Genomic DNA, 18,195 nt, shown 5'->3' with positions numbered 1-18,195 from the left:
TACCCGGTCTATGGGCAAAACCCGGTCTGATGGCACGCGTGCGAAAGATGATGGCTTCAATGGCGTTCCTGGCAATGCTCGGCCTCTCGGCCGCGCTTGTAGCCGGGTTCTTTGGCGCACTGCATCCGGCCTTCGATTCCTTCGCCCATTTCCGCATCCATTTTGCCGTGCTGATGGGGCTGATTGCGCTGCCGCTGCTCGCCACCTCGTTTCGCCTGCAGGCGGGCGTGGGCCTGCTGCTGGCCGTGGCCGCCTTCGCCAGCACGTTGAGCACCTTGCCGCGCCTGTGGCCGGTGCAGGCCGCCAATGACGCCGCGCCCGGCAACGAACCGGTCTACCGGCTGCTGCAGATGAACCTGCGTTTCAACAATCCGACACCCAAGAAGGTTCTTTCGCTGATCGCCAGGACCAACCCGGACGTGATCACGCTCGACGAAGTATCGGCCATGTGGGCGACCGAACTCGGCTATATCGAGAACGCCTATCCCTATCGCATCCTGTGCGCCCATCCCGACGGCGTGTGGGGCGTGGCGCTTTTGTCCCGGCGACCCTTTGCGGCCGGCACCGAGCCGCATTGCGAACCGCGCGGCGCGATGGCGGCCGCCACCGTCGATTTCGGCGGCACTCCGGTCGATGTCGCGGCGATCCATTTGAGCTGGCCGTGGCCGAAGGAACAATACTGGCAGATCGGCGAGTTGACCGAGACGCTCACCTCGCTCGGCGAGACGGCGATCATGGCCGGCGACTGCAATGCCGTGCCGTGGAGCGCCGCGGTACGGCGCGTTGCCTCGCTCGGCGGACTGACCGTGATGCCGTCGGCCGGACCGACCTGGATCCACCGGACCCTGCCCGATTTCCTGCGGCGCTATGTGGGCCTGCCGATCGACCAGGTGTTTTCGAAGGGCGGGGTGACCATCCTGTCGTCGACGCAGATGGAAGAGACCGGCTCCGACCATCTGCCGGTGATGGTGGAATTTTCATTGATTCGCGACGAGACCAAGCCGGTCGACGAGGATTCTACCGCGACTGTGTCGCTGACCCAGCCCAGCATGGGCGGCTAGATCGTACGCCACGGGGCTTACGGTTTCACAAGCCTACCAAGGCCTCGATGATGCGCTCGACATGGCCGCCTTCACTGTGCTCGCGCGCGTCGAACGCGATCTGTTTTGCCTCATAGAGCTTGGAAGTGGCTTGCAAGCGCCGCGTGGCTTCGACGCGCGTTTTGTTGCATTGCGGATCGTTGGCAAATTTCAGGCCGCGAACCGACCGCTCGGCAGCCTGCATCATCTGCCCGGCGATACGGCCATGGGTTCCTTCATGAGCGAGAACGCCTGTGAAAAACCGGTTCCAGCGTTTGCGCAGCGCCGGCGTGACGGCCGAGGCGACGCGCGGGTAGGTGTAGGCGATGTTGAGCGTTCCATTGGCCTGGCGCAGGCGGCAGACGCCGTTGACCTGACCCACGTCCAGGCTCCAGTCGGCGGTGTAGCTTGTCTGCGCGATGGCGTGGGTCATGAAACCGTGCTTGGGGCCCCTGCGGTTCATGGCGATAACCAGACCGGCACCTGTCGTGCCGGTGATGTCATAGGTTCGCGTCTTGACGACGGTTTTCACCCCCGCCGACGCCGTCCCGACGACGCCGCAGGCCGCGCTTATGACGGCGACGCAAAACAAGACCAACACGCGCATGCCATTTTCCCCATGGACGCGGCAATGAGACCACAAGCAGACGACGGTTTCAACAATCTTGGCGCCGAGCGCCTTACATGCCTTGGTAAACCCGGCCATCGCCGCCATTTTTGCTGGTTGAGACGGTCCCGGTCGGTGAGGCTCACATGCCCTGATAGACCGGGCCTTCGCCGCCTTGTGGCGGCACCCAGTTGATGTTCTGGTTGGGATCCTTGATGTCGCAGGTCTTGCAGTGCACGCAGTTCTGCGCGTTGATGACGAAGCGCACATCCTTGGCAGACGGATCGGCGGCGGCGTTGCCGTCCTTGTCGACCCATTCGTAAACACCGGCCGGGCAATAGCGGGTCGAAGGCCCGGCAAAGACATCATGCTCGGAACGCTTCTGCAACTCCATGTCGCCGACGATGAGATGCACCGGCTCGTTTTCCTCGTGATTGGTGTTGGACAGGAACACCGAGGACAGGCGGTCGAAGGTCAGCACGCCGTCCGCTTTGGGATAGGCGATCTTCTTGTGCTTGGCCGCGGGCTCAAGCGTGGCATAATCGGCCTTGCCATGTTTCAGCGTGCCGAAGGGCGAGAAGCCGAACAGCGTGTTCAGCCACATGTCGAGACCACCGAGGCCGACGCCGATAATGGTGCCGAAGCGCGACCAGAGCGGCTTGACGTTGCGGACCTTCTTCAAATCCTTGCCGATATCGGTCGCGCGCCAGGCGTCCTCATAAGACGACAGCTCGTCATTGGCGCGGCCGGAGCCGATCGCTTGCGCGACATGCTCGGCCGCCAGCATGCCGGACAGCACCGCATTGTGCGAACCCTTGATGCGCGGCACGTTGACGAAGCCCGCCGCACACCCCATCAGCGCGCCGCCGGGGAAGGAGAGTTTCGGCACCGACTGCCAGCCGCCTTCGGTAATGGCGCGCGCGCCATAGCCGATGCGCTTGGCGCCCTCGAAGGTGCGCGATATCGCCGGATGCGTCTTGAACCGTTGGAATTCCTCGAAGGGCGACAGCCAGGGGTTCTTGTAGTTTAGATGCAGGACGAAGCCGACCGCGACCTGGTTGTCCTCCAGGTGGTAGAGGAAGGAGCCGCCGCCTGTCTTTAGGTCGAGCGGCCAGCCGAAGGAGTGCTGCACCAGGCCCGGCTGGTGGTTCTCGGGCTTGACCTGCCACAGCTCCTTGAGGCCGATGCCGTACTTGCCGGGCTCACGGCCGTCGGACAGTTTGTATTTTGCGATCAGCTGCTTGGACAGCGAACCGCGCGCGCCCTCGCCGATCAGCACGTATTTGCCCATCAGCGCCATGCCCGGCGCAAAGCCCGGGCCATGTGTGCCGTCTTTTTCGACGCCCATGTCGCCGGTGATGACGCCCGTGACCGCGCCGGCATCGTTGTAGACGAGGCTGGCGGCAGCAAAGCCCGGATAGATTTCGACGCCTAGCGCTTCAGCCTTGGTTGCCAGCCAGCGGCAGACATTGCCGAGCGAGACGATGTAGTTGCCGTGATTGTTCATCAGCGGCGGCATCAGGATATTGGGCAGACGGAACGAGCCGGCGGGGCCGAGCACCAGGAAATCGTCGGCCGTAACCGGCGTCTTGAAGGGGTGGCCATCTTCCTCGCGCCAGCCCGGCAACAGGCGGTCGATGCCTATGGGATCGACGACGGCGCCTGACAGAATGTGGGCACCAACCTCGCCGCCCTTTTCCAACACCACGACGGAAAGCTCGGGATTGACCTGCTTGAGACGGATCGCTGCGGCAAGGCCCGCCGGGCCGGCCCCGACGATGACCACGTCGAATTCCATGCTCTCGCGTTCGATCTCGCTCATCAACCCCTCCGCTCTGGCCAACCGTTTCCGGCATTTTGCTGGCTCCTGCGCTGCATAGCGCATCAATCCGCGACAGGAAACCGGCGCTGACGTGACAATGCCGATTTCGACAAAAAGTCGCGGATGACAACTCTGCCGCAAGCGTTTTGCGCGCGGCCGCGCTCAGCGTCCCATATTTTAATTGTTCGACGGCTCTCTTATCGGCCATACTTATTTCCATGCGCACGCCGTCCGGCTATTCATTGACGCGCTTCCCCCTTCCGCCCGGCCGGACCTGCCGAGCGATCCTTCTCGCCCTTTCAATGCTTACGCCGGTTCGCGCTCAGGCCGAGCCGGTGAAGGTGTGGGCGACCGGCGCCTATTCCTTTTCCGACGAGCTTGGCGGTTTCCACATCACCGGCGCCTCGGGCACCGGCACCAAGGAAGATCCGTTGGTCATCTCCGAGGAGCTGAATTCGTCAACGCCGGTGACGCTCACCATCCGCACCACCAAACCGATCCAGCCGTTCAGCACCAACGGCGAATTCGCCAACGGCATCCTGTACATGCGTATCGAGGTGCTCAACAACAGCGGCCAGGCCTGGGTCGAATTCCAGTTCGAACTGCAGGAGATACTCAACCAGCCGAGCGTGTTCGGCGACGGCCTGTCCTTCGACCAGCGCAACAAGACGCCCGACAACATCCTGTCGAGCGCGTACGCCGATTTCGACCGCGATTTCGAACCCTATGACCGGCTCTTGTTCAAGAGTGGACAGATCGACCCGCTGAAGAGGGGACGCTTCGAGTTTCTGATCACCGACTACACGCCGCGCTGGACGTTCTATCTGGTGCAGGATCCGCGGATACCGACGGGGTAAGCGGCAGACGCCGTGAAAATCGCCACGAAATGCCCTTCGTGATTGGCGAAAGCCGACGAGCGCGTAATCTCCCTCCTTGAGGGGGAGATTACTAACCGCCCAACCTTGCAAATCGTCTCTCGGCGGACGAATGTGCCCGGTATGGCTGCCGCCTCCCCCAACAACCGATCCGACCTGGCCGAGTTGCTCGCCTTCTACGCCTCTGCCGGTGTCGACGAAGCGTTGGAGGACGCGCCGGTGAACCGGTTTGCCGGGGCAGCACCGAAGCGCCCCGAGCGCACAACGGCCCCTGCCGCGCCGCCTCGCGAAAACAAGTTTCCGGAACAAGCCGCCGCCAGCCCCGGGCTGGACGCAAGCCGGGTGCCGGACGCGCCGGCGCGTTCCGTTCCGGCCATGGCGACGGTGCCCGACGAGGCACAGGCGGCCCTGGCCCGGCAAATGGCGGCAAGTGCCTCGACGCTCGACGAACTGCGCCAGCACATGGCGTCGTTCGATGGCTGCAACCTCAAATTCACCGCCAAGAACCTGGTCTTTGCCGACGGCAATCCGGAAGGTTCGGTGATGTTGGTCGGCGAGGCGCCCGGCCGCGACGAGGATATTGAGGGCCTGCCCTTCGTCGGCCGCTCGGGCCGGCTGCTCGACCGCATGCTGGCGGCGATCGGGCTTGACCGGACTTCGGTCTATATCGCCAACGTCATTCCCTGGCGGCCACCCGGCAACCGCACGCCGACGCCGCACGAGACCGAAATCTGCCGTCCCTTCATCGAGCGGCAGATAGAGCTGGTCAATCCGAAGGTCCTGGTCAATCTCGGCGGCCCTTCGGCCAAAACCCTGCTCAACACTACCGAGGGCATCCTGCGCCTGCGCGGCAATTGGCGCGTCCACACCACGGCTTCCGGTGTCGCCATTCCGGCGATGCCGACGCTGCATCCGGCCTATCTCTTGCGGACCCCTGCGCACAAGAAGCTGGCCTGGCGGGATTTTCTCGAGGTGAAGGCGAAGTTGCGGGAGGTGGGGTGAAGCGCGCCTCTTCCTTCCACCCTTGTGGGGGAAGGTGGATCGGCGCGCAGCGCCGAGACGGATGAGGGGTGTTCCAGCGGAGTGAGACGTTGGCGTTCCCTGGAACACCCCTCATCCGACCGAGCTTCGCTCGGCCACCTTCTCCCACAGGGGGAGAAGGGAGAACCGCGCCAATGACCTCCCAGGTAATTGAAATACGCCTCTCCCCGGCCTACTCATCCCCCATGACAACAGCCCAAACCTCCGCCGGCAGCCTGATCCGCGAATGGCGCACGCGCCGGCGCATGAGCCAGCTTGATCTCGCAATGGAGGCTGAGATTTCCCAGCGTCATCTCTCCTTCGTCGAAAGCGGCCGCGCCGCGCCCTCGCGCGAGATGGTGCTGCATCTGGCCGAGCAGCTTGAGATTCCGCTGCGGCAGCGTAATCAGCTGTTGCTGGCTGCCGGCTTTGCCCCGAGCTTCAGCGAGCGGCCACTCACAGATGCGACGCTGGCGCCGGCGCTTGCCGCGGTCGAGAGCGTGCTCAAAGGGCATGAGCCGTTCCCCGCCCTGGCCGTCGACCGGCACTGGAACCTGATTTCCGCCAATGCCGCCATCGGCCCGTTTCTGGCCGATGTTGCCGAGCCGTCGCTGCTCCAGCCGCCGGTCAATGTGCTGCGCCTCAGCCTGCACCCGAACGGCATCGCACCGCGCATCGTCAATCTCGCGGAATGGCGGGCGCATCTGCTGGAGCGGCTGAAACACCAGAACGATGCCGCCGGCGATCCCGTCCTGGTCGAGCTGGAGCGCGAATTGCGAACCTATCCGTCCGGGCTCAAGGGTGCGCGGCCGGTGCCGGTCGAGCCCAACGGCATCGTCCATCCGCTGCGGCTGGCGCATGGCGACCAGGTGCTGTCCTTCATCAGCACCATCACCGTCTTCGGCACGCCGCTTGACGTGACGCTGTCGGAACTGGCGATCGAGTCTTTCTTCCCGGCCGACGAGCAGACGCGAGCGGTGCTGGTGCGGCTGGCGAAGGAACGTGCGGAAGCTAACTGAGCCAACCCCGCGGACCTCCTCACCCCTGTGGTGGCGCTGCCTTGCGCGTTCGGGTGCGTTCCAGGCCGAGTTGGCGCTCGCGCCAGATGATGAACATGCCGGCGGCAACGACGATCACACCGCCGACGAGCGTGTTGATGGTGGCGATATCGCCAAAGGCGAAATAGCCGACGACCACGCCGAGGATCATCGAGGTGTATTCGAACGGCGCCACCACCGAAGCTTCGGCACGGCGGTACGCCGCCGTCATCAAAATCTGCGCCAGCCCGCCACAGAACCCTGCTGCGACCAGCAGACCGGCCTGCAGCGGCGTCAGCGCCTGCCAGCCGAAGGGCAGCGTAAGCAGCGCCATGACACTCGCCGTCGCCGAGAACCACAACACGATGGTCGCTGTTCGTTCAGTCTGGACAAGATTGCGCACGAGCAGGATGGCATTGGCGGAGATTGCTGCAGAAACAAGAGCAGCGATGACGCCCAGCACCTCCTGATCGCCGAGCGCGACGCCCGACGTGAGCAGCGTCAGCTCCGGCCAGGAGATGATCAGCACGCCGACCAGACCGACCGCAACCGCGCTCCAGCGATAGACGCGAATGGCTTCGCCGAGGAATAGCGAGGAGAACACCACCACCAGCAAAGGCTGGGCATAGTTCAGCGTGATCGCCTCAGGCAGCGGCAGCCGGGTCAGCGCAAAGAAGCCGAGCCCCATGGCGCAAACGCCGACGACACCGCGCGCAATGTGGTTCAGCGGGCGTTTGGTGGCGAACGCCGTACCGAGTTTTCTCTTGAAGGCCAGGAAGGCGATGATCGGGAAGATGGCGAAGAAGGAGCGGAAGAAGACGATCTGGCCGGCCGGCAAAGTGCCGGCGGCCTTGATGCAGGTTTGCATGCCGACAAAGACCGCCACCGACATGACCTTGAGCATGATCCCGGTGAGAACATTAGAGCGCCGCGCGTCGTCTTCGACGCGCAAAGGACGCTCTGACACTTTAAATCTGCGCATCGTGCTTTCCAAAAATCGACATCGATTATTGGGCCGATGCGCGCCGGGATGATCGGACAGTTTCCCGCCCGCTTCGTCTCCAGGCCCGGCTTTCACTGTTTTGTTGCTTCCCGGATCTCCGCTGAGATGCGCGTCGAACGACGCGGTACACAGGCGCCCATGCCGAACTTCGATCTGACGACGGTCATCAAGGCCTCACGATGATGGCGGAAGGGGAACGCCCCGAAATAGGCATTGGCGCAGTTTTGTCGAGTGACCGTTTCGTGTAAAGAGCGCGCAACTTTAGATTAATGGGCCAGGACACGTCAGCGGCTCCGATAGCGACAGGGAAACCCAAGGGAATGCGAACCGATACCGGCCAGGTCTTCAAGCTCGAAGACTACCGCCCCAACGACTTTTCCATCCCGCAAACCGGCCTCACCTTCCGCCTTTCGCCAGACGCAACGCGTATCACCGCAGTGCTGACGATCGAACGCCGCGATGGCGCCGCCGCCTCGACGTCGCTGGTGCTGGACGGCGACGGGCTGGTGCTCAAGCGCATTGCCATCGGCGGTCGCGAGCTTGCCCCGGCCGAGTATCTCGCCACGCCGGACCAGCTGACCATTTTGAGGCCGCCGGCCCGTTTCCAGCTGCTGCTCGAGACCGAGATCGCGCCGGCCAGCAATGAGGCGCTGATGGGCCTCTACCGCTCCAGCAATGTCTATTGCACGCAATGCGAGGCCGAGGGCTTTCGCCGCATCACCTATTTCCTCGACCGCCCCGACATCCTGTCGGTCTATACCGTGCGTATCGAGGCAAGGTTGGACGAAGCGCCGCTGTTGCTTTCAAACGGCAATCCGGTCGAAAGCGGCGCGCTTGCCGACGGCTGGCACTTTGCAGTCTGGCACGACCCCTTCCCCAAGCCGTCCTATCTGTTTGCGCTGGTGGCCGGCAATCTCGGCAAGGTTGCGGACAATTTCGTCACCATGTCCGGGCGCGAGGTCGAACTCGGCATCTATGTCGAGCCAGGCAAGGAGGGGCTTGCCGGCCACGCCATGGATGCGCTGAAGCGCTCGATGCAATGGGACGAGCAGGCCTTCGGCCGCGAATACGACCTCGACGTCTTCAACATCGTCGCCGTTTCCGACTTCAACATGGGGGCCATGGAGAACAAGGGCCTCAATATTTTCAACGACAAGTATGTGCTGGCCGACCGGGAAACCGCCACCGATGCCGATTTCGCCAATATCGAGGCGATCATCGCGCATGAGTATTTCCACAACTGGACCGGCAACAGGATCACCTGCCGCGACTGGTTCCAGCTCTGCCTCAAGGAAGGGCTGACGGTCTTTCGCGACCATGAATTCTCCGCCGACCAGCGCTCGCGCGCGGTCAAGCGCATCGCCGAAGTGCGCACGCTGAGGGCACACCAGTTCCCCGAGGACCAGGGACCGCTGGCGCATCCGGTGCGGCCGCGCCGCTACCGCGAGATCAACAATTTCTACACGGCGACCGTCTACGAAAAAGGCTCGGAAGTCGTGCGCATGATCCGCACGATTCTCGGGGCCGAGGCTTTCCGCGCCGGCATGGATCTCTATTTCGAGCGCCATGACGGCGAGGCCGCGACGATCGAGGACTTCCTGAAGGTGTTCGAGGACGTCTCCGGGCGCGACCTGTCGCAGTTCGCGCTCTGGTATCACCAGGCGGGCACGCCGAACCTGACCGTCAGTTCGACGCACAATCCGGCGACGCGCGAGTTTACGCTCGAGATCGAGCAGTCGGTGCCGCCGACACCGTCGGAGAGCCGCAAGCGCCTGATGCACATTCCGCTCGCCTTCGGGCTGGTCGGCGCGGGCGGTGAGCCGGTCGCCTATGATGGCGTCGAGGGAGCCACCGTCGAGGACGGCGTTATCCACATCCGCAAGCGCCGACATATGGTGCGCTTCTCAGGCGTTGCGGAGCGGCCGGCGGTGTCGCTCAATCGCGGCTTTTCGGCGCCGATCACACTTTCGGTCGAGCAGAAGGCCGACGACCAGTTCTTCCTCGCCGGCCATGACAGCGATGCCTTCGCGCGCTGGCAGGCGTTCAACACGCTGCTCACCGATGCGCTGATAGCGGCCTTCCGCCAGATCCTCGGCGGCGCGAAGCCGGCTTTCACCGCCAGGCTGACCGGACTTGCCGGCAAGATCGCCGGCGACGAGACCCTGGAACCTGCCTACCGGGCGCTGGCGCTGTCACTTCCGGGCGAGGCCGACATTGCCCGCGACATCGGCACGAACATCGATCCCGACGCCATCTTTGCCGCTCGCGAGGCGTTGGCGCTGGCAATCGCGCGCGCCAATCAGCAAACGTTCACCGACCTATACGGCCGCCTCGCCGGCGACGGGCCGTTCAGCCCCGACGCGGCAAGTGCGGGACGCCGCGCGCTGCGCAACATCCTGCTCGACTACCTCTCGCTGCTGCCGAAAGGTGCTGCGCTCGCCGCCCGGCATTTCGAAACCGCGACCAACATGACCGACCGCGCCGCAGCGCTGACCGTCCTTGCGCACCGCCATGACGGTTCGCCGGAGGCGATCAAGGCGCTGGCCGATTTCGAGGCGCGTTATGGCGCCGATCCGCTGGTCATGGACAAATGGTTCCAGATCCAGGCCAGCGTGCCGGGACGCCGGACAGTCGACACGGTACGCGAGCTGACTGGTCACGCAGCTTTCTCGATGGCCAATCCGAACCGGGTGCGCTCGCTGGTCGGCACATTCGCCAGCGCCAACCAGACCGGCTTCCACCGCGCCGATGGCGAAGGCTACCGGTTTTTTACCCAGACCGTACTCGAGGTTGAAAAACGCAATCCGCAAGTGGCGGCCAGGCTGGCGACAGCGCTGCGCTCGTGGCGCTCGCTGGAGCCGGGCAGGCAAGCCAAGGCCAGGGAAGCGCTGCTGGCCATCGCCGGTGCCGAGAACCTGTCGGCGGATTTGCGGGACATTGTGGAGCGAACGCTGGCCTGATCCCTCCCCCTTGAGGGGACGGTGGACAGCCGCCGAAGGCGGATGGACGGGTGGGGTCGTTGCGGCAGTGCGCGACCTCGACCAACTTCGACCGTGATTGAGAGAGTCGAGCGCTTCGCCGAGGACCCCACCCGGCCCTTCGGGCCACCCTCCCCTCAAGGGGAGGGATTTCAGCGTTATTTCAATCAATTTTTAATGTTTTTCGGCCGCGCCTCTGGACAAGGCGAATCACCTTTGATTCTTTACAGACGATTCGGATGTGCGGTGTTGCCGGATCGTCAAGCGTACGGAAATTCGGGGAGTGCCATTTATGGCCAAGGCGGACGCGTGGGGCGCGCCCGAAGGGACGGCTTTTGAGCGGCGCAAGGCGCGAGGCGACGGCCTCGCCGGCAATACGCGGCTCATCGCTGAACCAGCCTACCGGCGGCTCCTGGCTGCCGAACCCCTTCTGCGCCGTTCGATACCGGCTCTCATCATCATCTTCCTGATCGTCATCGCCGCACTGCGCGTGCTGTCGCTGATGAACGAGCGCGACGAGGCCGAGCGCGACGGCAAGGCGGTGCTAGGTCTCGCCGCCGGCCAGATGGCGAACGCAATCTCGGCCGACCCGACCGCGGCATCCAGCGGTGCAATTGATCTTCTGGAAAGCACGAGCCGCCAGGGCGCCATGGGCAGAAGCCATGTGCTTGTGATCACCGACAGCGCCTTCAAGATCATTGCCGTGTCGCCGCTGTCGACCGGCTGGCAAGGGCGATCGCTGGACAGCCTGGTGCTGGACGGCCAGCCGCTGTTCATGTTCGGCGACCGCGCCGGGGTCATGGATGTCAGCATCGGCGGCCAGGACTGGTACGCGGCGGTGAGCCTGACCCGGGACCGCAAGAACGCCGCGGCCGTGCTGGTGCCGCAGGAAGCGGCGTTCGACAACTGGCGCAAGACCGTCTCGCTCAACGTCACGCTGTTTGTGCTGACAGCCGGCGTGCTGATCATCATCCTCTACGCCTATTTCGGCCAGGCATCGCGCGCCCAGACAGCCGACCGCATCTATCTCGAAGCCCATCAGCGCATCGACATGGCGCTGGTTCGCGGTCGCTGCGGCCTGTGGGACTGGGACATGGTGCGCGGCAAGATGTACTGGTCGCGCTCGATGTACGACATGCTGGGCTACGAGCCCTGCAACTCGATGCTGTCGTTCGGCGAGGTCGACGACATCATCCACCCCGAGGACGGCGACCTGTTCGAGCTCGCCAACAAAATCGTCGAGCGCGAGATCGACCATATCGACCAGGTGTTCCGGATGCGTCACGCCGACGGCCAGTGGGTGTGGATGCGCGCCAGGGCCCAGGTGATCGACCCGGAAGCGCCTGAGATCCAGCTGATCGGCATTGCCGTCGACGTCACCGAGCAGCGGCATCTGGCGCTGCGCTCGGAGGCGGCCGACCTGCGCCTGCGGACCGCGATCGAAAACATCAACGAATCCTTCGTGCTGTGGGATGCCGCCCAGCGCCTGATCATGTGCAATTCCAAATACCAGAAGGACAACGGCCTGTCGGACCGCGACGTCATGCCGGGCGCTGCGCGCGCCGTGCTTGAAGAGCGCATGCTGGCCTTCGCCTCTGAACGGCGGCTGGCCAACACCAACGGGCCGCAAGGGGGCGCAACCTTCGAGCGGCAGCTCTCCGACGGCCGCTGGCTGCAGGTCAACGAACTGAGGACCCGGGACGGCGGCACGGTCTCCGTCGGCTCCGACATCACCCAGATCAAGCTGCACCAGGAAAAGCTGGTCGACAGCGAGCGCCGGCTGATGGCGACCATCCACGACCTCAGCCTCGCCCGCCGGGCCGAGGAAGAGCGCGCCAAGGAACTGGTCGAGCTCAACCGCGAATATATGAAGGAAACCGAGCGCGCCGAGGCCGCCAATCGGGCCAAATCCGAATTCCTAGCCAACATGTCGCACGAGCTGCGCACGCCGCTCAACGCCATCATCGGGTTCTCCGAACTGATGGAACAAGGCCTGTTCGGGCCGCTCGGTTCGCCGCGCTACGAGGAATATGCCAACGACATCAACGGCAGCGGCAAATATCTGCTCGGCGTCATCAACGACATACTCGATATGTCGAAGATCGAAGCCGGCCAATTCTCGGTGGACCGCGAGGAAATCGATCTCTGCCCGCTGATCCGCGAGACGGTGCGGGTGATCTCGCTGCAGGCGGCGGAGAAATCGATCACGGTCGAAACCCGCATCGCCGATACGATGACGCTGTTCGCCGACCGCCGGGCGATCAAGCAGATCGCCATCAATCTGCTGTCGAATGCGGTGAAGTTCACCGGCCAGGGCGGCCATATCTCGGTGCGCGCCCGCAACACGTCAGGCGCGCTGGTGCTGACCATCGAGGACAATGGCTGCGGCATTCCGAAGGAGGCACTGAGCAAGCTTGGCCGCCCCTTCGAACAGGTGCAGAACCAGTTTTCGAAGAACCACGCCGGTTCCGGCCTCGGCCTTGCCATCTCGCGCTCGCTGGCCGAGTTGCAAGGAGGAGCGCTGAAAATCCGCTCGACCGAAGGCGTCGGCACCATCGTGTCGGTGCGCATCCCGGTGAAGAAGGCGCAGCCGGCGGTGAAGGCGGCGGCCTGACGGCCCGCCAATGCCAGCGGTGCTCTCCGCCGCGTTCAAGGACTGAGTAGCCGCGGTCATGTAAGGGCTCCGGCGGCTTTCGCCGCCGGAGACATATCGCCACTCACTCCATGCTGTCGTCGCCGCCGTCCCATTGGTGGTGGCGGCCCATGCGGCCGTTCTTCGGTAGTTCGTTGCGCTCGATCTTGCCGTCATTGTTGCGGTCGAGCATCGCGAACACCTTTTTCTCGCGCCCGGTGATGTCGTCCGTGGTCAGCGTGCCGTCGCCCTTGCTGTCGTAGCGGGCAACGATGCGCTTGGCCATTTCCTCGAACCGCGCCTTCTCCAGCGCGTCAGCGAGCTGGGCGACTGTCAGCTTGCCGCCATTATCGGCGACCAGCTTCTTCAGCCGCGCGTTCATGGCGTCGGAAAACTGGTCGAAGCTGATGGTGCCGTTGGAATCCTTCATCGCCTTGTCGAGGCGCATCATGGTGCCCTCGCGCATTCTGGCGCTGGCATTGTTCTCGGCATAGGCGGTGGTGCCGACGGCGCCGGCAAGCGCGATGAAGGCAAGGGCAAGTCCGGTTGTCTTTCTCATGGGTATCTCCTGTTGCATCGTCACCCCCGATGCGATCCGAAACAGCCGCCAGCGCTTCACGCCCTCACAACCGTTTCGTACGAAGCAAAAGGTCGAAATCCTTTCTGACCTTTTGCGACGTTTCCTTGAGATGTGCTTCCAGCACACCGAAATCCGGCAGGTCAGTCACCGCCAGAAGCAGATCCGACAATCCCGGCGGAACGTCATCGCGTTCGAATGCACCGGTGAGGCAAAGCCGCGTCATCTGGGTCAGCGCCAGATAGAGTTGGTAGGCTTCGCAAAGCTGCTGCCTGACGTCAGCCTCGGCGAAATCCGGCGACAGATGCGCCAGGATTTCGCCGGTCGCGGTCACCCTGCGGCCGGCTTCGACCTGCCCGGTTATAACCGCCACCTGCGCGATGAATTCGAGGTCGATGAGGCCGCCGGAGATGAGCTTGATGTCCCAGAGATCGCGCGGCGATTTTTCCTTCTCGATCAGCGCGCGCATCTCGGATGCCTCCGCCCTCACCTTGGCGGCGTCGCGCGGCAAGGCCAGAAGTGCCGCCACCTCGGCCTCGACCTCGGCGCAAAGGGCCGCGTCGCCGCCGATGGCGCGCCCCCGGGCCAGCGCCATGTGCTCCCAGGTCCAGGCCTCCTGGCGCTGGTATTTCTTGAAGGCATCGATGTGGGTGGCCACCGGCCCCTTGTTGCCGGATGGCCGCAAGCGCAGGTCGAGCTCGTAGAGAACGCCTTCGGCGGTCGGCGCCGAGACAGCCGCGATCAGCCGCTGCGTCATCCTGGTATAGTAGTGCGATGGTGCGAGCGGCTTGTCGCCGTCGGACTCGTCGGCATTCGCGTCGTGGTCGTAGAGCAGAATGAGGTCGACATCGGAGCCGGCGGTGAGCTCGCGGCTGCCGAGTTTGCCCATGCCGAGCAGCGACACGGTGCCGCCGGCGATGCGGCCGTGGCGCAGCGCGAATTCGGTGGTCACCGCCTGCAATGCGGCGTCGATGGTGAGGTCGGCGAGATCGGAAAAGGCGCGGCCGGCGCGCGCCGGGTCGATCGAGCCGGCGAGCAGCCTGACACCGATCAGGAATTTCTGCTCGGAGGCAAAGATGCGCAGCCGGTCAAGCACATCCTCGTAGGGCCTGTCGCCATCGATGAAAGCGGCCAACCGCGCTGAGAGATAGGCGCGGTTGGGCAGTTCGGTGAGCAGCGCCGGGTCGAGCAGACCGTCGAAGACATGCGGGCGCCTTGTGATGATTGCCGCCAGCCGAGGCGCGGCGCCCATGATCGTCGCCATAAGCTTCAGCAGAGCGGGATTCGACTGCAGCAGCGAAAACAGCTGGATGCCGGCGGGCAGGCCGGCGAGGAGTTCATCGAAGCGAACCAGCGCCTCGTCGGCCCGGCGCGTCTGGCCGAAGGCTTTGAGCAGCGCCGGCGTCAGTTCGGTCAGCCGCTCGCGCGCTTCCGCCGACTGGGTGGCGCGATAGCGGCCGAAATGCCAGCCCCGAATGACGCGGCAGATGTCGCTTGGCCGCTGGAAGCCAAGGCCATGCAAGGTCTGCAGCGTGTCGGGATCGTCGACATCGCCGGTGAAGACCAGATTGCCGACGCCGGCCGACAATTCAGGCGCAGTCTCGAACAGCGCGGCGTAATGGCGCTCGACCTCATGCAAAGCCGCGCGAAAGGTTTCGGCAAATCTGGCGGCATCGGCAAAGCCCAGCATATGGGCGATGCGTTCCAGCCCTTCATCATCGTCGGGCAGAATATGCGTCTGCTCGTCGGCGACCATCTGGATGGCGTGTTCCACGCCGCGCAGAAACCAATATTGCTGCGTGAGCGCGTTGCGTGCATCGGCGGTGATCCAGTTGCGCGCCGCCAGCGCACCCAGCATCGGCACCGTCTCGCGGCCGCGCAGCTCCGGAAAACGGCCGCCGGCGATCAGTTGCTGGGTCTGGACGAAGAACTCGATTTCGCGAATGCCGCCGCGGCCGAGCTTGACGTTGTGTCCTTTGACCGCGATCTCGCCATGACCCTTGTGGGCATGGATCTGGCGCTTGATCGAATGAACGTCGGCGATCGCCGCATAGTCCATGTATTTGCGCCAGACATAGGGCTGCAATTCCCGCAGGAACGCATCCCCGGCATCGAGATCGCCGGCCACGGGACGCGCCTTGATCATGGCGGCGCGCTCCCAGTTCTGGCCGCGCGCCTCATAGTAGCGAAGTGCTGCCTCGACCGGGATCGCCAGCGGCGTCGAGCCTGGATCGGGACGAAGCCTCAAATCGGTGCGGAAGACATAGCCGTGCCCGGTGCGGTCCTGCAGGATGCGGACCAGCCTGCGGGTCAGGCGCGCAAACAGCTCTGTGGCGTCGAGCGGATCGACGATTGCCGGCGCATCCGGATCGAAGAAGACGACGAGGTCGATGTCGGAGGAGAAATTCAGTTCATGCGCGCCAAGCTTGCCCATGCCGAGCACGATCCAGCCGGATTGCCGTGACGGATTTTCGGGATCGGGCAATTTGAGCTTGCCTTGGCTGTGCGCCTCGCGCAGCAGGAAGTCGACCGCCGCACAGGTGCAGGCATCGGCGAGATTGCTGAGGCGCCTTACCGTCAGCGCGGTATCGGCCTCGCCGGAGAGGTCTGCAAGTGCGATCAGGAAGTGAGCTTCACCCTTCCACTGCCTGAGTTCCATCATCAGGCTGGATTCGGAAACGGTCTCGGCAAAGGCGGCCTTGCCGATCGCTTCGGCAATGCTGGTCAGCCTGGCCTCGACACCGTCATCGAACAGCGCGTCGAGGATTTGCGGCCGGCGGCGCGCGACATCGCGGAGGAAGGGCGAGAGATCGAAGACGGCAGCGAGAAACTCCTGTGCGGCGCCCTTGCCCCCTAGGAATTTCGCCAGACGCGGCAGGTTCTCGTCCTTGGCATCGCCAGCGATCTCCGACAGTTCACGCCGGGCGCGGGTCTCATCCAGCGGCGCGAGCTGCGCCGCCAGTTGCAGGCGCCATTCGGTCTCGATCCGTTTCGCAGCCATCCTCACCGCCATCAATGGTCCTCCCGCGCCGGGAAGCTCATGATAACGGACAATCCGGGATTGGCAGGCAGAAGTTCAAGCCGGCCATTGTGAAAAGTCATGATCGCCTTGGCGAGGCTGAGACCAAGGCCTGATCCCGGCTGGGAGCGGCTCTTTTCCAGCCGCACGAAGCGCTCGGTCGCCCTGGCGCGGTCGGCGGCATCGGGGATGCCATGGCCATTGTCGGAAACGGAAAGGCGGATTTCGTGACCGACGCGCTGCAGGGCTACGCGCACGGCAGGCTTTTCCGTCGCATCGGTCGAGTATTTGATGGCGTTGTCGACGATGTTCGACAGTGCCTGGCCGATCAGCTCGCGGTTGCCATCGACGGAAAAAATCCCGTCCGCGGCAGTTTCAAGCACCACGCCAGCCTCCTCCGCCACCGGCTCATAAAGCTCGACAACGTCATGCACCGCGGCGGCGAGATCGACCTTGCTGGTGCTCTCCGAGGAATAGCCGGCCTCCAGCCTGGAGATCATCAGGATGGCGTTGAAGGTTTTTATCAGCTGGTCGGATTCGGCGATGGTGCCTTCCAGCGCCTGCCGGTAGTCGGTGGTCTTGTGCTTGCCCGAAAGTGTCGCCTCAGCGCGGTTGCGCAGTCTGGTCAGCGGCGTCTTCAAATCATGGGCGATGTTGTCGGAGACCTGCTTCAGCCCTTCGTTGAGCGTCGCTATCCTGGCCAGCATGGTGTTGAGGTTTTCCGACAGGCGGTCGAACTCATCGCCGGCGCCGGTCACCGGCAGCCGTCCCGTGAGATCGCCGCCCATGATGCGGCGGCTTGCCTCCGAGACGCTGTCGATGCGCTTCAGCGCGGCGCGGCCGACAAGGAACCAGATCAGCAGCCCGCCCAGGCCCATCATGCCCAGCGCCAGCATCAGGGCGCGGCGGACGACGGCGCGGAAGCGCTCGGGCTCGCCGAGATCGCGGCCGACCAGCATGATCATCTGGTTGGGCAGCCGCAGCACCAGCGCGATGGCGTTGTGGCCCTTCTCGCCCTCGGACTGAATTTCGGTCTCGCCGGGCTGCGCGCCGTTCGGGTCAGAAGCCTGGTTGCGCTGCCGTTCGAGCTCACCTTCGCCGAAACGGCGATAGGAGAAGGGTTCGGTCGTCCAGCCATCGGTCTCGAGCACCCCCGGCGCCAGGCTCTGCACGTTTCCGGTGAGGATCTGGCCGTTGACGTCGGCAATGAGATAGAGGTTGGCGCCGGGCTGGCGCGAGCGCTGCTCGACGACGCGCACCAGCCGCGGCAGGCCGCCGCTCTGATAGGCACGGGCGAGGCCGAGCACCTCGTCATTGATGGTCTGCTGGGTCTGGCCGGTCAGCATGCGGGCCGACAACGACGTCATGTAGAAGACCAGCAACACGGCACATAGCGCGAAAAGCAGGAAATAAAGCGCTGAAAGCCGCGCCGCCGTCGTCCTCATGATGGCCGGCAGGGAAAGGGCCATCGAGTTCTAGCTCATGATGAGATTTGGCTGAAATCTCATCATGACCTACCCCTTTGTTGGAGCATGATCTTCTCCAA

Annotated in this window: 12 protein-coding genes; 6 read left to right on the top strand and 6 right to left on the bottom strand. The window is 64.0% G+C overall.

From position 1 onward, the window contains the following. The first annotated feature begins 59 nt into the window (after positions 1 to 59). Positions 60 to 1,061, top strand: coding sequence for an endonuclease/exonuclease/phosphatase family protein (locus tag NKI05_RS26515; RefSeq protein ID WP_245261982.1), 1,002 nt, complete (start codon positions 60 to 62; stop codon positions 1,059 to 1,061). A gap of 25 nt (positions 1,062 to 1,086) precedes the next feature. On the opposite strand, the gene NKI05_RS26510 is transcribed toward NKI05_RS26515, so the two are convergent. Both NKI05_RS26510 and NKI05_RS26505 read right to left on the bottom strand, forming a co-directional pair. Beyond that, positions 1,087 to 1,794: a DUF922 domain-containing protein gene (locus tag NKI05_RS26510; protein WP_502897977.1), complete on the bottom strand. Its 708-nt coding sequence runs from the start codon at positions 1,792 to 1,794 to the stop codon at positions 1,087 to 1,089. Positions 1,795 to 1,828: 34 nt separating this feature from the next. Next, positions 1,829 to 3,508 carry an electron transfer flavoprotein-ubiquinone oxidoreductase gene (locus NKI05_RS26505; RefSeq protein ID WP_023816446.1) on the bottom strand — a complete coding sequence of 560 codons (1,680 nt, stop codon included), beginning with the start codon at positions 3,506 to 3,508 and terminating at the stop codon, positions 1,829 to 1,831. 302 nt (positions 3,509 to 3,810) lie between these two features. On the opposite strand from NKI05_RS26505, the gene NKI05_RS26500 reads away from it, so the two are divergent. The 3 genes from NKI05_RS26500 to NKI05_RS26490 all read left to right on the top strand — a co-directional run bounded on the left by NKI05_RS26500 (position 3,811) and on the right by NKI05_RS26490 (position 6,422). Next, the gene (locus NKI05_RS26500) at positions 3,811 to 4,365 is read left to right on the top strand and encodes a hypothetical protein (RefSeq protein ID WP_023698594.1); all 555 of its coding nucleotides are present in this window, start codon (positions 3,811 to 3,813) and stop codon (positions 4,363 to 4,365) included. 141 nt (positions 4,366 to 4,506) lie between these two features. Continuing rightward, entirely contained in the window at positions 4,507 to 5,385 is an 879-nt protein-coding gene (locus NKI05_RS26495) for a uracil-DNA glycosylase (RefSeq protein ID WP_023816447.1), read from the top strand. A gap of 224 nt (positions 5,386 to 5,609) precedes the next feature. After that, on the top strand, positions 5,610 to 6,422 hold the full coding sequence (locus NKI05_RS26490; RefSeq protein ID WP_023670193.1) for a helix-turn-helix domain-containing protein: 813 nt from the start codon (positions 5,610 to 5,612) through the stop codon (positions 6,420 to 6,422). Between the two features lie 19 nt (positions 6,423 to 6,441). Here the strand turns inward: NKI05_RS26490 and NKI05_RS26485 are convergent, their stop codons facing one another. Beyond that, complete coding sequence (locus tag NKI05_RS26485; RefSeq protein WP_245261986.1) at positions 6,442 to 7,344, bottom strand: DMT family transporter; 903 nt, start codon at positions 7,342 to 7,344, stop codon at positions 6,442 to 6,444. Positions 7,345 to 7,763: 419 nt separating this feature from the next. On the opposite strand from NKI05_RS26485, the gene pepN reads away from it, so the two are divergent. After that, positions 7,764 to 10,403 (top strand): aminopeptidase N, encoded by a 2,640-nt coding sequence (gene pepN / locus NKI05_RS26480; protein WP_352793497.1) that lies wholly within the window; start codon positions 7,764 to 7,766, stop codon positions 10,401 to 10,403. A gap of 310 nt (positions 10,404 to 10,713) precedes the next feature. Further along, positions 10,714 to 13,035: a PAS domain-containing sensor histidine kinase gene (locus NKI05_RS26475; protein WP_023684522.1), complete on the top strand. Its 2,322-nt coding sequence runs from the start codon at positions 10,714 to 10,716 to the stop codon at positions 13,033 to 13,035. A 103-nt stretch (positions 13,036 to 13,138) separates the two neighbouring features. On the opposite strand, the gene NKI05_RS26470 is transcribed toward NKI05_RS26475, so the two are convergent. From NKI05_RS26470 to NKI05_RS26460, 3 genes are all read right to left on the bottom strand, one after another. After that, positions 13,139 to 13,612 (bottom strand): EF-hand domain-containing protein, encoded by a 474-nt coding sequence (locus NKI05_RS26470; protein ID WP_023754798.1) that lies wholly within the window; start codon positions 13,610 to 13,612, stop codon positions 13,139 to 13,141. A 64-nt stretch (positions 13,613 to 13,676) separates the two neighbouring features. Continuing rightward, positions 13,677 to 16,631 carry a bifunctional [glutamine synthetase] adenylyltransferase/[glutamine synthetase]-adenylyl-L-tyrosine phosphorylase gene (locus NKI05_RS26465; RefSeq protein ID WP_023816449.1) on the bottom strand — a complete coding sequence of 985 codons (2,955 nt, stop codon included), beginning with the start codon at positions 16,629 to 16,631 and terminating at the stop codon, positions 13,677 to 13,679. A gap of 11 nt (positions 16,632 to 16,642) precedes the next feature. Beyond that, positions 16,643 to 18,118, bottom strand: coding sequence for a sensor histidine kinase (locus tag NKI05_RS26460; RefSeq protein ID WP_352543807.1), 1,476 nt, complete (start codon positions 18,116 to 18,118; stop codon positions 16,643 to 16,645). Between the last annotated feature and the right edge of the window lie 77 nt (positions 18,119 to 18,195).

This window comes from Mesorhizobium sp. M0771 (assembly GCF_040320155.1).
Lineage (GTDB): Bacteria > Pseudomonadota > Alphaproteobacteria > Rhizobiales > Rhizobiaceae > Mesorhizobium.
This window is presented reverse-complemented; position numbering and strand designations above follow the sequence as displayed.

Excerpts from the sequence above, each read along its gene's own strand:
- NKI05_RS26515 (WP_245261982.1), top strand. The coding sequence starts at position 60 with ATGGCGTTCCTGGCAATGCTCGGCCTCTCGGCCGCGCTTGTAGCCGGG.
- NKI05_RS26510 (WP_502897977.1), bottom strand. The coding sequence starts at position 1,794 with ATGGCGGCGATGGCCGGGTTTACCAAGGCATGTAAGGCGCTCGGCGCC.
- NKI05_RS26505 (WP_023816446.1), bottom strand. The coding sequence starts at position 3,508 with ATGAGCGAGATCGAACGCGAGAGCATGGAATTCGACGTGGTCATCGTC.
- NKI05_RS26500 (WP_023698594.1), top strand. The coding sequence starts at position 3,811 with ATGCTTACGCCGGTTCGCGCTCAGGCCGAGCCGGTGAAGGTGTGGGCG.
- NKI05_RS26495 (WP_023816447.1), top strand. The coding sequence starts at position 4,507 with ATGGCTGCCGCCTCCCCCAACAACCGATCCGACCTGGCCGAGTTGCTC.
- NKI05_RS26490 (WP_023670193.1), top strand. The coding sequence starts at position 5,610 with ATGACAACAGCCCAAACCTCCGCCGGCAGCCTGATCCGCGAATGGCGC.
- NKI05_RS26485 (WP_245261986.1), bottom strand. The coding sequence starts at position 7,344 with ATGCTCAAGGTCATGTCGGTGGCGGTCTTTGTCGGCATGCAAACCTGC.
- pepN (WP_352793497.1), top strand. The coding sequence starts at position 7,764 with ATGCGAACCGATACCGGCCAGGTCTTCAAGCTCGAAGACTACCGCCCC.
- NKI05_RS26475 (WP_023684522.1), top strand. The coding sequence starts at position 10,714 with ATGGCCAAGGCGGACGCGTGGGGCGCGCCCGAAGGGACGGCTTTTGAG.
- NKI05_RS26470 (WP_023754798.1), bottom strand. The coding sequence starts at position 13,612 with ATGAGAAAGACAACCGGACTTGCCCTTGCCTTCATCGCGCTTGCCGGC.
- NKI05_RS26465 (WP_023816449.1), bottom strand. The coding sequence starts at position 16,631 with ATGGCTGCGAAACGGATCGAGACCGAATGGCGCCTGCAACTGGCGGCG.
- NKI05_RS26460 (WP_352543807.1), bottom strand. The coding sequence starts at position 18,118 with ATGGCCCTTTCCCTGCCGGCCATCATGAGGACGACGGCGGCGCGGCTT.